Annotated in this window: 11 protein-coding genes; 7 read left to right on the forward strand and 4 right to left on the reverse strand. The window is 73.6% G+C overall.

All coding sequences use genetic code 11. The features are described 5' to 3' along the window. Positions 1–143: 143 nt before the first annotated feature. On the forward strand, positions 144–941 hold the full coding sequence (locus AC068A_RS06570) for a hypothetical protein (protein ID WP_478581591.1): 798 nt from the start codon (positions 144–146) through the stop codon (positions 939–941). 222 nt (positions 942–1163) lie between these two features. Beyond that, on the forward strand, positions 1164–1571 hold the full coding sequence (locus AC068A_RS06575) for a four-helix bundle copper-binding protein (RefSeq protein ID WP_478581594.1): 408 nt from the start codon (positions 1164–1166) through the stop codon (positions 1569–1571). Positions 1572–1637: 66 nt separating this feature from the next. On the opposite strand, the gene AC068A_RS06580 is transcribed toward AC068A_RS06575, so the two are convergent. After that, positions 1638–2648 (reverse strand): hypothetical protein, encoded by a 1011-nt coding sequence (locus tag AC068A_RS06580; protein ID WP_478581597.1) that lies wholly within the window; start codon positions 2646–2648, stop codon positions 1638–1640. 191 nt (positions 2649–2839) lie between these two features. After that, on the reverse strand, positions 2840–3058 hold the full coding sequence (locus tag AC068A_RS06585) for a hypothetical protein (RefSeq protein WP_478581600.1): 219 nt from the start codon (positions 3056–3058) through the stop codon (positions 2840–2842). Positions 3059–3210: 152 nt separating this feature from the next. Here AC068A_RS06585 and AC068A_RS06590 point away from each other — a divergent pair, with 152 nt between their 5' ends. The 5 genes from AC068A_RS06590 to AC068A_RS06610 all read left to right on the forward strand — a co-directional run bounded on the left by AC068A_RS06590 (position 3211) and on the right by AC068A_RS06610 (position 10120). After that, positions 3211–4857, forward strand: a complete 1647-nt coding sequence (locus tag AC068A_RS06590; protein WP_478581603.1) for a dynamin family protein — start codon at positions 3211–3213, stop codon at positions 4855–4857. 223 nt (positions 4858–5080) lie between these two features. Next, entirely contained in the window at positions 5081–5809 is a 729-nt protein-coding gene (gene grpE / locus AC068A_RS06595; RefSeq protein WP_478581605.1) for a nucleotide exchange factor GrpE, read from the forward strand. Positions 5810–5915: 106 nt separating this feature from the next. Next, complete coding sequence (locus tag AC068A_RS06600; protein ID WP_478581608.1) at positions 5916–7376, forward strand: Hsp70 family protein; 1461 nt, start codon at positions 5916–5918, stop codon at positions 7374–7376. A 12-nt stretch (positions 7377–7388) separates the two neighbouring features. Beyond that, complete coding sequence (locus tag AC068A_RS06605) at positions 7389–9335, forward strand: dynamin family protein (RefSeq protein WP_478581611.1); 1947 nt, start codon at positions 7389–7391, stop codon at positions 9333–9335. Beyond that, on the forward strand, positions 9332–10120 hold the full coding sequence (locus AC068A_RS06610) for a Crp/Fnr family transcriptional regulator (RefSeq protein ID WP_478581614.1): 789 nt from the start codon (positions 9332–9334) through the stop codon (positions 10118–10120). Before AC068A_RS06605 ends, AC068A_RS06610 begins: the two co-directional genes overlap by 4 nt. Before the next feature lie 117 nt (positions 10121–10237). On the opposite strand, the gene AC068A_RS06615 is transcribed toward AC068A_RS06610, so the two are convergent. Together AC068A_RS06615 and AC068A_RS06620 are read right to left on the reverse strand one after the other, a co-directional pair. Beyond that, positions 10238–10855 (reverse strand): TOPRIM nucleotidyl transferase/hydrolase domain-containing protein, encoded by a 618-nt coding sequence (locus tag AC068A_RS06615; RefSeq protein WP_478581617.1) that lies wholly within the window; start codon positions 10853–10855, stop codon positions 10238–10240. Positions 10856–11040: 185 nt separating this feature from the next. Beyond that, entirely contained in the window at positions 11041–13830 is a 2790-nt protein-coding gene (locus AC068A_RS06620) for a LamG-like jellyroll fold domain-containing protein (protein ID WP_478581619.1), read from the reverse strand. Positions 13831–13877: the final 47 nt, after the last annotated feature.

A 13877-nucleotide genomic window follows, 5' to 3' on the forward strand; every position in this document is an offset into this window, starting at 1 on the left:
CTTGCCGACCCGCCCCCGGGGCGCCGGCCTCCCCCTCCCCCTCCCGGCGCGGCGGCCCTGCTGGGCTCCCCGGGACCCCTGTTCCCCCCGCGTCTGCCTGTGACGGCACAGCACTGTCAGACCGAGGTGCAAGACTCCGGCACATGTCCATAGCCGACCTCACCTTTGACCAGTGGCGGTCATTCGATCTTGCGACCGCCCGCCGTGTTGCCCGGCAGGCAGCCGACTCGGCGGGAGGCCGCGTGATCGCCATCGACGCCGTCGAGCACCTCGGCGCCCGGATGCACCGCGCCCGGATCGAGTGGAGCGCACAGGAATTCGCTCTCGTACCGGGTGGCACGGTCACGCTCGGATTCGACCTCGATGCCTGGCAGCCGACGCCCGAGCAGGTCGCCGACTACCAGGAGAGCGTGGCCCAGGGATTCGGGTACGGCCCGGATCTGAAGGCCTACCTGGGGCCGCTGCTCAGTCCGCTGCGGCGCGTCGCCCTCCGAACGGTCCTCATGGCGGTGGAGGACGAGGACCTGACCGAGCCGCCCGCCGACATGCCGGCGGCGCTCGCAGCCCGCGGCCTGCGGATGCCGAGCTCCGACGAATGGGAGCACGCCTGCGGAGCCGGTGCGCACACCTTGTTCCGGTGGGGTGACGACTGTCCTCTCGACCGGATCCCCTACGAGGACCCCACCGGGCCGCAGCACGCACCGAACGCCCTGGGCCTGCACATCGCCTACGACACGTACCGGACGGAGCTCACGGGCGACGTCACCGCGGTACACGGCGGTGACGGCGGCGAGTCGGCCTGCGGTGGCTACGGCCCCCTGCTGGGATGGCTGCCCCTGGCGACGGCCAACCGCAACCCTTTCCACGCAGAGTTCGTCCACGGCCCGGATGGCGAAGACCTGTACGAGGACTTCTCCACCCGGCCCGTACGCGTGCTCTGACCCGGTGGTCGGCTGTTCCGGTGGTTCTCGACACCGCATGGCGCAGCCGGCACTCGCGCTCGGGCTGCGCCCCTCTTGTCAGGTGTGGGCGCGGCGACCGGCGCCGCCGTGTGTTTGCCGTCGCTGCCCGGCGGTCACACGCTGGAAGCACGGGGCCGACGTGTGTGTGCGGCCAGGGCCCGCGCCAGTCGGCCTCCGCTCTCGAAGAAGGAGGCACCCGTCATGACCACGGTCAAGGACATGCTCGCCACCTACCCGGCCGACCTCGGCAGCATCGACCAGGGCAAGCTCACCCGCTGTATCGAGGCGTGCCAGGCCTGTGCCCAGGCATGCACCGCATGCGCGGACGCCTGTCTGTCCGAGGGCGTGGTCGGCGACCTGACCAAGTGCATCCGCACCGACATGGACTGCGCCGACATCTGCAACGCCACCGCCGCGGTGCTCTCCCGTCACACCGGCTACGACGCCAACATCACCGCAGCCCTGCTCAAGGCCTGCGCGGTCGCCTGCAAGGCCTGTGGCGACGAATGCGCCTCCCACGCCGATACGCACGAGCACTGCCGCCTGTGCGCCGAAGCCTGCCGCTCCTGCGAACAGGCGTGCATCGAACTCCTGGCAGCCCTGGGCTGACCGGCCACGGCCGGCCGTGGTTGCGGCCGAGCGGACGGGGCGGCGGCCGCCGCCGGATCACTCGGCCTACAAGGCGTCGTCGGGGTCGTCGTGCCAGCTGGGGTCGTCCTCCCAGACGGCGTCGCCGTCGTGCATGCCGGCGCCTGCGTCCCAGTCGGCGTCCGCGGGCTCCCATGCGGCGGGCTCCTCCCAGGGCGACTCGGTCGCACCCGCCGCGAGGAGGGCGACCCCTGTCCCCTCGGAGCCGTCGTGCCCGTCCGCGGCTGCGGGGTCCTGTCCGTACCCATCGGTTCCGCCGGCCTCGCCGGCGAGGCCGGGCGCGTCCCCTGGCGTCCGCGGCACGGCCCACACCGCCAGGGCCGCACCCGCCGCCGCGAACCCCCCGGCCGCCACCGTCCGGGACCAGCCCGTGCGGTGGGCCGCGGGAGCCGCGCCGCCGTGGCCGGGGCCGGGATACGGCGGGACGAGGCCGCGTACGGATCCGGCGCGCGGGGCGTGCACCCAGCCGCGCGCCCGGAATTCCTTCCCCGGGACGGCGAACAGCAGGGGCGAGAACTGGTCGGCCGACGGTTCCCCGTACTGCTGGGTGAGCACGTCGCGGTAGAGGTCGTCGGTGACGGCGAGCGCAAGGTCGCTGTCCTGGCGGCTGCCGAGCACCTCGCGCAGCTGGGGCGAGTCCAGGACCCGGCAGGCGTGCACCACGGCGTCGCCGACGAAGCCCGTCGCCGCGTCGTGCACCAGCCCTTGGGCCACCGAGGCGCGCAGCCGGATCCGGCCACCGAGACCGGGCCTGCGGTTGAGCTGGTGCAGTGCGCTGCGCAGCGCGCGGATGATCCCCGGGAGGGCATGTCCCTCATCGATGCCGGACGGCATGACGAGCAGTTGGCCGTCGCCCTGGTCCTGTCGGGCACAGCCGGCGGGGTCCACCCCCGAGACCCGGCAGGCCTGGAACACCGCCCAGAGGAGCCGGTCCTGCACGTCGAGGGCAGCCGGGTTGGCCCGGCTGCTGTACTTCTCCACGTCCACGACGAGGCACAGCCTGCGCACGGCAGGCGGCGGGTGCGGGGTACGGGCCACCGGGGCGGCTCCCTTCGTGATGGGGGAAACGGCTCGGGAACAGGCCCCGGAACTCCCTCGCCGGAGGGAATCCGACCCGTCGGCGCCTCCTAGTCTCGCGGTATCGCCAACGGGCAGGGGGGCGGGTCGTCATGGGCCGCATCGTCAGCAGTACCGGGAGCGGGCGGTCACACGGGCGATCGCACGGGCGGTCACAGGTCGTCGTGTTCGTCGTCGTAGGAGTCGTAGTCGTCGTGCGTATCGCTGTCGTCGTAGGCGGCGTCGTAGTCGCCGTCGGCATCCGGCTCGTAACCGTCCTCTCCCGCTACGTAGGAGGACACGGAGGTGTAGCCGGTGCCGTCGGCGGCCTCGATGACATCGTCCTCGGTCAGCCGCCCTTCGTCCCACGTGTGTGCGTCGCCGGTGGTCATGGGTCCCCTCCCCTGGTCGGTCGCACACATGATGGGGGCGTCCGGCCGGGCCGTCGAGGGGATCGCCAAAACGCTGTGCGGAGGGCCGCGTGATGGGCACAATGGGCGCCTTCCGGGCACCCGGAGCGGGAACCCGGGCGGGGGAACGGGACGTGGAGAACCAGAACGATTTCGAGGAGGCCGCCGAGGCGCTGCGCGCCTGCGCCCGGCACGCCGAGCGGGGTGGGGCCGCGGCCGAGCCCCTCGCGGCGGAACTGCGCCGGACGGCCCGCCAGTTGGGCGAGCCGATGCGGCTCGCGGTGGCCGGGCAGATCAAACGGGGGAAGTCCACGCTGGTCAACGCCCTGCTCGGGGAAGAGGTAACCCTGACCGGCCAGCTCGAACTCACCTACACCGTGGCCGAGTTGTGCTACGCGGAGGAGCGCGCCGTGACCGTCCACCACCGGGACGGGACCTCGCGCGAGGTCACCCCGGCCGAGTTCCACCGGATGACCAACCGCAGCGAGGACGCCGCGCGCCTGCTGGGACGGGTGAGCCGGGTCGAGTACGGCCTGCCCAACGACCTGCTGCGCGCCTTCCGCCTCGCGGACACACCTGGGCTGGGCAGCGTGCACGGGCTCGACTCCGAAGGGACCCGCTCCTACCTGCGGATCTCGGCCTTCGACGGAGTCTCCGACCGGGCCGCGCACGAGGAGGCGTTACGGGCGAGCGCGCGGACCGGGGAGAGCGTCCACGAGGACAGCGTGCGCGCCGTGGAGAGCGCCGACGCCGTGCTGTACCTCTTCGACCGGGGCCTGCACGACCGCGACCGCGCCGGGGTCGCGGACTTCCTGGGCGGCGGGCTCGGACTGACCCCGATGAGCTCCTTCGGCGTCCTGAGCCGCTGCGACCAGCAATGGCCGCCGGGGCCGGACCTGCCCGGCGACAACGACCCGCTGACCTGGGACCCGATGGCCGAGTCGGCCCGGATCGCGGAGCGGCTGATGACCCGGCCCGAGGTCCGGGGGCTGTTCTTCGCGATGGTCCCGGTGGCCGGGCTGCCGGGGCTGGGCGCGCAGACGCTGACCGCCGAGGAGCTCGACCACCTGGCGGACCTGGCCCGCGTCGCGCCGCGCCGGCTGGCCCGCAGGCTCGCGGACGCCGGCCGGTTCGGCACCGCCGAGCAGGTGCGGGACGTGGCCCTGCCGGCCCCGTACCGGCTTGCGCTGGTGCAGCGGCTCGGCGTCTGGGGCATCCACCTGGCCTGCGGGCTGCTGCGGGACGGGGCGGGGGAGGAGCAGCTGCGGGACCGGCTCGTGGAGGTCAGCGGGGTACGGGGGCTGCGCGAGCTGATCGTCCGCCACTTCGGCAACCGCTCCGCCCTGATCAAGCTCGGGCAGGGGCTGCAGCGGGCCGGCCGGGAGGTTGCGGTGGCACGGCGCAACGCGCTGCGCGGCGGTACGCCGCCGCACCGCTCGCTCGGCGAGACCGCGGGACGGCTGGAACGGCTGCGTGACCGCATGCCCGGCTTCGCCGAACTGGAGGTGCTGGAGGCCCACTACCGGGGCGAGCTGACCCTCGCCGCGGACGAGGTGGAGCAACTGCTGCGGATCACGGGGGAGTACGGGACGGGCACCGCGGCCCGGCTGGGTCTGCCCGCCGACGCCACCCCCGGGGAACTGGCCGCGGCCGCCCTGGCCGGGGTGCGGCAGTGGGCGGCCCGCGAGGTCGACCCCGGGCTGGACCGGGTCTCGCAGCGCGCTGCCGGATGTGTGCGGCGCGGGTACGAGCACCTGCTGGGCCGGGTCGGGGCGGCGTAGACCGGCGCCGGGGCAGGGCACGGACCGCGGGGCGGACCGGTGCGGCGCGGGTACGCGTCCCGCCTGCCGGCAGCGGCCGGCAGATCGAAGGGGTCGAACGGATCAACCAATTCAGCCACATCAGCCACATCAGCCGCATCAGCCGGATCGACCGGATCGGCCGGACCGAGCGATCAGGACGTCGGCGCCGTCGGGCGCAGGACCACGAGGGGAGGGCATCGCCATGGACACACCGAAGGATCCGCGGGATCGCGCAGGAGGCGGCCCGCTGGGCCGGTTCCTCGCCCGCCGGACCGGCGCCGGCCGTGCGGCGGAGCTGCTGGCCGAGCTGGACGTCCAGCGGGCCCGCGCCTCCCTCGCCCGGGAGGAGGCGGACGCCGCCCGCGAGGAACTTGCCGAGCTGAAACGGGAGTTGCAGCAGCAGCGCAAGCTGGCGGTCCGGGCCGCGCAGGACGCGGGGGAGCTGGCCGAGCAGCGGGAGGAGACCCGCCGCCTGGCGGTGACCCTGCGCGACCTGCGGGAGGCGGCCCTGCGTCCGCACCCGGTGCTGCCGGAGCTGATCCGGACCGCGGACCAGCTGGTGGACGTACGCGACCAGCTGGAGGCCGGGCGGCTGGATCCGGCCGCGGCGCTGCGCTGGATGGGCCGCCGGGTCCAGGTGCTGCTGGCCGAGTCGGAGCTGACCGAGGTACGGGACACCGGACCGGTGGACCCGGCCCGGCACGAGGTGCTGCGCAGCCGGCCCGCGGAGCCGGGCCGGCGCCCCGGGACGATCCTGGCGACCGTTCGGCCCGGCTATCGGTGGCGGGAGCAGATGCTGCGCCCGCAGCAGGTGGTCGCCGCCGCCCCGGAAACCGCACCGGCACAGCCCGAACCGGGGAACGACGACCCGCACCAGGCACATGCGCGGCGCGACGGGCAGCACGGGTCGAGAACGGGCCCTCAGGGCTGAGCCGTGCCGTCCCGCGCGCAGGCGCGGCGCGCAACGGGCGGCCGTCGTGGGGGCGGCCGCCGGATCCCCGGGGGACCGGGGCAGGCAGGGCAAGGGAGAGCACGTCATGTCGGCACTCGTCTACGGAATCGACTTCGGCACGTCCAACTCGTCCATCATGGTGGGCACCGCGGAGGGCGGTGTCGTCCGGGTCGCGGACCCCGTCACCGGGCAGAGCGCGATACCGACCACCGTCGGCCTCGCCCCCGACGGCAGGCTGCTGGTGGGCGCTGCCGCCGACCGCACGAAGGCACAGCGCCCCGCCGACTACCGCCGGAACTTCAAGCGGGACATCGGCTCGCCGACCGAGCAGCCGCTCGGCGAACACACCTACACGCCCCGCCGCCTGGCGGCCAGGGTCCTGGAGTTCCTGCGGGAGCAGGCCGAGAAGGCGGTGCCGGGTCGCCCCGAACGGGTGGTGATCACCGTCCCGGTGACCTGGGAGCGCTCGCGCCGCGACGAGATCGTGAAGGCCGCCGTGGAGGCGGGCTTCCCGCGCAAGCTGGTCAAACTGGAGACCGAGCCGGTGGCGGCGGTCCGGGCCTCCTTCGAGGACGCGCTGGAGGGGCCGGGCAAGGTGCTCGTCTACGACCTGGGCGGCGGCACCTTCGACTGCGCGGTCGCCGAACGGCAGCCCGACGGCACCTTCGAGGTGCTGGCCAAGGGCGGTACGGAGACGGTCGGCGGGGCGGACTTCACCGACTCCCTCGTGCGGCTGCTGCGCGAACGGCTCCCCGAGCCGATCGCCGAAGTGCTCGACGGCCCCCCGGCGGACGAGGACGGGCTGCGCCGCCGCCACCAGCTCCTCGACACCTGCGAGACGACGAAGATCCAGCTGTCCCGCACCACCCGGCACGAGGTCCTGCTGGCCGAGCTGCGGGAGCCGGTGGAACTTGCCCTGGAGCGGACCGAGTTGGAGGAACGGGTCCGGCCCGCCCTGCTCGGCACGCTCACGCTGTGCGAGTCGGTACTGGAGGAAGCCGGCATGACCTGGGAGGACCTGGACCGGGTGGTGCCCGTCGGCGGCGCGAGCCGGATGCCGCTGGTGGGAGCGATGCTGGCCGAGCGCTGTGGCGACGTCGCCGCCGTGCAGATCGTCGACGAGCCCGAACTGGCCGTCGTACGAGGGGCGATGCTCACGGCACGCCGGCAGATCGAGGCCCGCGAGGCGGCACGGCTGGCGAAGGAGGAGGCCAAGGCCCGGAAGGAGGCCGAGGAGCGGGCCAAGGAGGAAGCCGAGGCCGAGAGGAAACGCCGCGAGCGGGAGGAACGGCTGGAGGCCAAGCGACGCGAACAGCAGAAGGCGGAGGCCCGCGCCGCGGCCGCCTCGTCCCCGTCATACACACCGTCCCCGTCCCCGTCCTCGTCCTCGTCCTCGTCCGGCGAGACCGGGAAGATGGCCCTCATCGGGGCGGGCCTGGGGCTGGTCGTCGGCGCCATCGCCGCCGGCATCACCAACGCCCCCTTCCTCATCGTCGTCGGCGTGATCGGCGGGGCGATCTACTTCGCCCTCAACGCGGACAACTGAAGGGGCGCAGACATGTCGAAGACCCTGCTGGACCGGTTGCGCGCCGACATCCTGGCCTTCCACCCCACCGTCCTCGGCGTGCTCGACGAGGACGCCGCCGCGACCCGGCGCCGCGTGCTCGCCGAGAGCCGCGACCGCCTGGCCTCGGAGCAGTTCTTCGTGGTGGTCTGCGGCGAGTTCCGGCGCGGCAAGTCCAGTCTGCTCAACGCCCTCGTCCAGCGCCGCCGGCTCTTCCCCGTCGACGTGGACGTCACCACCTCCGTGGTCGCCACCCTGCGCTGGGGCGAGCGTGAACGCGCGCTGATCTGCCCGCTGGCCGACCCGGCCCGCCCCGACGAGCGCCCGGAGCCCTTCGAGGTGCCGCTGGACCAGGTGCACCGGTACGCCACCGAACAGGCCAACCCGGGCAATGCCAAGGGGGTGGAGCGGATCGAGATGGAGGCGCCCTTCGCCCCGCTCCGGTCCGGCCTGGTGCTGGTGGACACCCCGGGCGTGGGCAGTCTCAACGCGGCGCACACCGCGGTCACCCACGCCTTCCTGCCGCGCGCCGACGCCGTGCTGTTCGTGGGGGCGGCCATCGAACCGCTGGCCACCGTCGAGCTGGACTTCCTGCGGTACGCACTGGAGCAGTGCCCGGTCATCGTCACCGCCATCACGATGATCGACAAGGTCGTCGCGGCGGCCCCGGTCGTCGCCGAGGCCCGCAAACGGATCGCGGGCGTCTCCGGGGCGGCGCCGCAGGAACTGGTCGTCGTCCCGGTCTCGGCCTACCGGCGCTGGGAGGCCGAGGAGGACGAGGACCCGCAGCTCCTGGCGGAGTCCGGCTTCCCGGAGCTGGAGGCCGCCCTGTGGAACGGGCTGGCCGACACCTGCGGCACGGCGGCCCTGCATCGGGCGCTGGACCGCCTCGACGAGGCCCTCGGGGAGGCCGCCGCGCCGCTCGCCAACGAGGCGGCCGCCCTGGAGAGCGGCGAGCGGCTGGCCGCGGTGGAGCAGGAGATGAAGGAGGCCCAGGAGGCGGTGGCGCGGCTCCGCTCCGGCCAGGGCCGGTGGCGCCGCGACCTCCAGGACGACCTGGAGCGGGAGACCCGGCCGGTCCGGGAGCGGCTCACGGCCGACATCGACGCGGCGCGGGACGCGTTCCGGCGCGCGTGCCAGGGGCCGCGGGCCCTCAGCGACCCGGACGCGCTGCTCCAGGAGGCCTCGACGGCCCTGGTCGACGCCGCCGAACGCGCCCACCGGGACCTGGAGCGGGCCGCGTCCCAGGTCGCCGACCGCTACAGCGCGCTGACCTCGGTGCCCCTGACGGCACGGGCGGCGGACGGGCCGTCGTACCGCCCGGACCACCTCGACCTCGGCGACCTGAAGAGGGCCGCCGACGGGCCGCAGGAGGGGGACCGCTGGCGCCGGTTCCACACGATCTGGTCGGGGGGCCGGGCCGCGGGCGGGCTCGGTTCCACATCGGGGGCGGTGATCGGGACGATGGTGGCGCCCGTGATCGGCACGATCGTGGGGTCGATCGTCGGCGGACTCCTCGGCCAGATCGCCGGCTGGTTCGGCGGGGGCCGCCAGGCCCAGGCGGATCTGGAGGCCCGACGGAACAAGGAGTACGTGGCCCGGCTCAAGGAGCGGGTGATGCCGATGCTCGAGTCGAGCCGCCGCCGGGTCGAGCAGGACTTCTCCCACCAGATGAAGGACTGCTCGCGGGCGCTCGCCGCGGCGCTGGAGGACCAGCTCGGCGCCCAGTCCGAGACGCTGGGGGCCACGGTGCGCCGACTGGAGAAGACCCGGGCGGCCACGGCCAGGGAGCGGTCGGAGCGACTGCCGCAGGTACGCCGCCGGCTGGCGGAGCTGGATCGGATCGGCGCCGAGTGCCGGACCCTGCGCGAGCGGGTGGAACGGCTGCACGGCCCGGGCCCCGCCCGCGGTGCGGCCGCCGCGGCCCAGGGGAGCGCATGAGCCCCCGCCCGTCCGGAACGTTCCGCGGCACCCCCTCGGGGGCGCCGCGGAACGCGTCCGCTCCCGCAGGCCGCGCCGAGCCGCCGCGCTGGGCGGCGGGCAGCCTCCTGGACACCCTGGACGGCGACGACCGGGACGCCCTGCTCCGGCTCGGCACCCGGCGTCAGTACGAGGACCAAGAGACGCTGATCATGGAGGGCGCACCGGGCGAGTCGGTGTTCGTCCTCCTCGACGGGGTGGTCGTGGTCACCGGCGTCACGGACCGGATGGCTGCGGCACTGCTGGCGATCCGCCCCGCCGGCGAACTCGTGGGGGAGATGGCCGTCCTGGACGGCTGCGCCCGTACCGCGACGGTCACCGCGGCCGGGCCGGTCACAGCCCTGCGGATCGCGCCGACGTCCTTCATCGGCTACCTGCACAGCCACCCCGCTGCGCAGCTCCAGGTGCTGCGCAGCGTCGTGCGCAAGCTGCGGACCGCGACCCGGCGGCGGGTGGAGACCAAGGGCTGCGACGCACGCCGCCGCCTCGCCCGCATCCTGGACGAGCTGGCCGCGGAGTACGGGGTACGCCGGCCGGACGGCACCGTCCTGCTGGAACTCACCCTCAGCCAGCGGACCCTGGGCGGCCTGGCGACGATCGGCACCTCCACGGTGGAGCGCCTGCTGGCCTCGCTGCGCCGCGAAGGGGTCCTGGAGACGGGCTACCGCCGCCTCCTGATCCTCGACCCGGCCCGCCTCTCCGCACTGTGCGCGTACGACCCTCCGGACACCCCCACGGACCGATGACCCCCCGCACCGAGTCGCCCGGGGCTGCACCGGCTACAGCACGGCGACCGTGAAGGCGTTGCCGACGTGGCTGCGCCGGTTGGAGTCGGGCAGCTCGACCTGGACCACGCCGAACGGTCAGAGGCCGGCGAGCAGGCCGTCGAGCGGGGCCGGTACGCGGTCGAGGGGCAGCGCCTCGACGAGAACGCGCCCGTAGCTGATCTTGCGGCCCTTCTTGGTGCCGAGAAAGCGTCGCAACTGCCGCTCCGGGGTGCGGTCCTGCTGGGCGGGCTGGCGCTGGAAGGTCTGCAGGGCCCGCAGTTCGCCCTCGGCCCGGATCAGCTCCTCGACCCGTGCCACGCCCAGCGCGCGGACGAGCTCGTCCTCCAGATCCGCCGCGCAGACGAAGAACCCCTCGGGTGCGGCACCGGCGCGCTCCCAGCCGCGGGCGTAGTAGCCGCGCTCCGCCTCGTCGCACAGTCCCGTGAGGCGCAGGCCCAAGCCGGCCGGGCCGAGGAGCCCGGCGAAGCGCCCGACGCTCATCGCCCCACCCATCGGCAGGACACAGACCCCTTCGGCTGCCAGGTCCCGGCCGCGGCGCGCGGCCAGCGCGCCGACCGCTGCGACGTCGCTCAGCCCTTCCAGCAGGACGACCGCCCGGACGGGCAGCCGCTCGGCCAATTCGTGCGCACGGTCGCCGGTCCCGCCGGCCGCCCACGCGGTGACCGCTTCCCGGAACGACGCCATCTCGGTCATGGGACCGAGTCTCCGCCGTTTCGGGCCACCAGACCAGGGATTTTCCACCGAAGCGTCGATCGCCGGTGGTCGGGGCCGGCCCACGCGGAAGTGGTGGCAGCCGTATGCGACGGCTCGTACGTGGACCTGGATGCTGATGCGCGGGGCCCGGCCCGGAAGGCCGGGCCCCGCGCTCCCTCGTACGCCTACTTGGGGCCGAAGGTGAGGATCAGCTGCGGAGCGGCGTCCGCGGCGGTCGCCTCCTTGGACCACAGCCACAGCGGGTCCGTGCCCGTGCTGGTCAGCGCCAGACTGCGGCTGCCGCCCAGCAGGGCCGATACCGCGGCGGTGTCCAGCTGGGCGCTGTGCAGGGCCGAGCCGTCGGGGATGGCGGCGAAGGTGCCCAGCGGGGTGGCGCCCACGGCGGGCTTGGTGGTGTACGAGGTGGTGTCACCGCTCCAGGTGCCGGTGACCGGGACCACGGAGACGGTGTCGGCGGTGCCGGCGCCGCTCTGGGTCGAGGTCTTGACCTGGAGGACGGCGGACTTCAGGACCTGCCCGGCCGGCGCGGCCGGCACGTTGAAGCGCAGGTAGGTCTCGTAGCCCGGGTTGCTGCCGCGGACGGCGAGCGAGGTGGCAGTGCCGTTGGCGGCGCTCGGGGCGCCCTGGTTGACGTAGGTGTCCTCGGTCGCGGTGACCTTGGAGACCGTGTCGGAGGGGGCCTTCGCCAGGTCGAAGTGGTTCTTGACCTGGGCCGCGGTGAGCGCCTTCGGGTAGACGGCCGTCTCGTCGATCTGGCCGGCGAACATGTCGCTCATCGGACGCCCGGGCCAGCCCGCCAGGTTGTCGCCGCCGACGTGCCAGTAGCCCGCGTAGGAGGCGGAGTCCGTGACGTTCAGGGTGCCCTTGTTCTGGCCGTCGACGTACAGCGCCATGCCGGACGGGCCCTGGGTGGCGACGACGTGGTGCCACTTGTTGTCGTTGTACGTGTCGGACAGGCCGGTGGCGATGATCCGCGCCGAGCCGTTGTACACGCCGAACACCAGGCGACCGGTATCGGTCAGGTAGATGTGCTTGTCATAAGCACCACTGGTGTACTTCGTGCTGTTGCCGAAGCCGACGAGCTTGCCGCCGCGCGTGGTGCTCGTCTTGAACCAGGTCTCGATGGTGTAGCTGCTGCCGACCGTCTGGCGGTGGTCGCTGTACACCTGCTGGCTGGTGCCGTTGAAGCCCACGGCCGTGCCGGCGCCGCTGATGGCGCCGGGTGCCTGGCGCAGGGCCGGGGCGCCCACCTGGACGCCGCTGGTGTTGCCGCCGTCCGAGGAGTCGGCCGTGTACGGGCTGACGGTGTCGTCGTAGCGCCAGTACAGCTGGGCGCCGTCGGCGCGGACCTGGGCCGGGTAGGCCTGCTGGCTGTTCGGGACGGTCACGGAGGCGGTGGCCGACAGGGCGCTGGTGTTGCCGGCGACGTCGGTGGCGGTGACCCGGTAGGTGTAGGACTGGCCGGCCTTGACGGTGGTGTCGGTCCAGGAGGCCTGCGGCCGCTCGAACTCGAGGGACTCGGCGGTCATGGTGTGGACCGGGGTGCTGGAGCCGTTGCGGTAGATGCGGTACGTCAGCTTGCTGTCGTCCGCGTCATAGCTGGTGCGCCAGCGGACCTGGACCTCGCCGGGCTTGACGCTGCCGGCGCTGGCCACCGGGGTGGTCGGCGCGCCGCGGTCGCCGGTGGAGGCGAAGCGGGTCAGGCTCTGCTGCTCGACGCCGTTGACGGTGGTGAACTCACCGCCGATCCACATGTACTTCGTGTCGCCCTTCTCCGCGACCGCCATGACGCGCGGGCCGACGCCCTCCCCGATACCGCCGTTGACGGCGGGGAACCAGCCGAGCTTGCGCGGACCGCGGACGAAGCCGTCCACAGGCGCCGGGGCGGCACCATCCTTGTGCTGGGTGGGCTGGGCCATCAGGTAGCGGCGCTTCCCCTCCTCCGGGAACTCCAGCTCGGTCGAGCAGTTGTGCGCGTGCGAGGAGCTGTAGAGCACGCCGTCGTACGGCAGGACGGACTGGGTGGCGCCGAGGCAGCGGTCGCGCCACCTCTCGTTGAAGTCGCCCAGGTTGAAGGCGGTGCGGCCGTCGAAGACGCCGCCCCCGTTGCCCTGGTTGCCGGTGTAGAAGCCGTTCGCGTCGGTGGCGATGTCCATGACCACCGAGAGGGGGTGGAACGCACTCCCGTAGGTCTTCTTCACGGCGCCGGAGGTCGCGTCCGCCACGGCGAGGGCATGGCTGCTCGCGCCGTTGACGGTGAAGAAGTCACCGCCGAGCAGTACGTGCTTGCCGTCGGGCGTGAGTTCGATCGCCCGCCCCGGCTCGTCGGCGTTGGCGGTGAAGGGCTTGACCGCGCCCGAGGCGGCGTCGACCGCGGCGAACTTCTTGCGGGGCTGCCCCTGGACGGTGTTGAAGTCGCCGGCCGCGTACAGGGTGTCGCCGGAGACGGCGAGCCCGCGCACGGTGGCCGCGAAGCCCGGTCGGAAGCCCGTCTTCGGAGTGCAGCCGGCTATGTCGATCGCGGCGACGTTGGACACCGGCATGCCGTTGACGGCACCGAAGTAGCCGCCCGCGTAGAGGGTCTTCTTGTCCTTCGAGACGACCAGGGTGCGTACGGTCGCGGTGCCCTCGCCGATGGTGAACGCGAGCTTGCAGGAGGTGGGCTTGCCCGTCGCGGCGTCGAGCGCGACGAAGTTGACCGCTTCCTGCTCGGCGCCGGTCCCGCCGGCGGGCGGGCGGACCGCCGAGAAGGTGCCGCCGGCGAAGACGGTGCCGTTCGCCTGGGCCATCGCCCAGACGATGCCGTTCGGCTGCCACACGGGCAGGCTGTCGGCGGTGAACGCCACCGGCGCGGTGATGGCGGACGCCTGGGGCATCAGCACCAGGCCTATCCCCGTTCCGGCACCGGCCAGTGACAGGACGAGGGCGGCAGTCAGCCCTCTGGATCTACGCATAAGCCCCCCCAGGGCTATTCGCTCAGCTTGACGGCCAAGGTCGGGAG

Source organism: Streptomyces sp. NPDC043854 (genome assembly GCF_056436005.1).

Bases quoted from the DNA above. Each gene is read 5' to 3' on its own strand.
- AC068A_RS06575 (WP_478581594.1), top strand. From the start codon at position 1,164: ATGACCACGGTCAAGGACATGCTCGCCACCTACCCGGCCGACCTCGGC.
- AC068A_RS06610 (WP_478581614.1), top strand. From the start codon at position 9,332: ATGAGCCCCCGCCCGTCCGGAACGTTCCGCGGCACCCCCTCGGGGGCG.
- AC068A_RS06615 (WP_478581617.1), bottom strand. From the start codon at position 10,855: ATGACCGAGATGGCGTCGTTCCGGGAAGCGGTCACCGCGTGGGCGGCC.
- grpE (WP_478581605.1), top strand. From the start codon at position 5,081: ATGGACACACCGAAGGATCCGCGGGATCGCGCAGGAGGCGGCCCGCTG.
- AC068A_RS06620 (WP_478581619.1), bottom strand. From the start codon at position 13,830: ATGCGTAGATCCAGAGGGCTGACTGCCGCCCTCGTCCTGTCACTGGCC.
- AC068A_RS06585 (WP_478581600.1), bottom strand. From the start codon at position 3,058: ATGACCACCGGCGACGCACACACGTGGGACGAAGGGCGGCTGACCGAG.
- AC068A_RS06570 (WP_478581591.1), top strand. From the start codon at position 144: ATGTCCATAGCCGACCTCACCTTTGACCAGTGGCGGTCATTCGATCTT.
- AC068A_RS06600 (WP_478581608.1), top strand. From the start codon at position 5,916: ATGTCGGCACTCGTCTACGGAATCGACTTCGGCACGTCCAACTCGTCC.
- AC068A_RS06605 (WP_478581611.1), top strand. From the start codon at position 7,389: ATGTCGAAGACCCTGCTGGACCGGTTGCGCGCCGACATCCTGGCCTTC.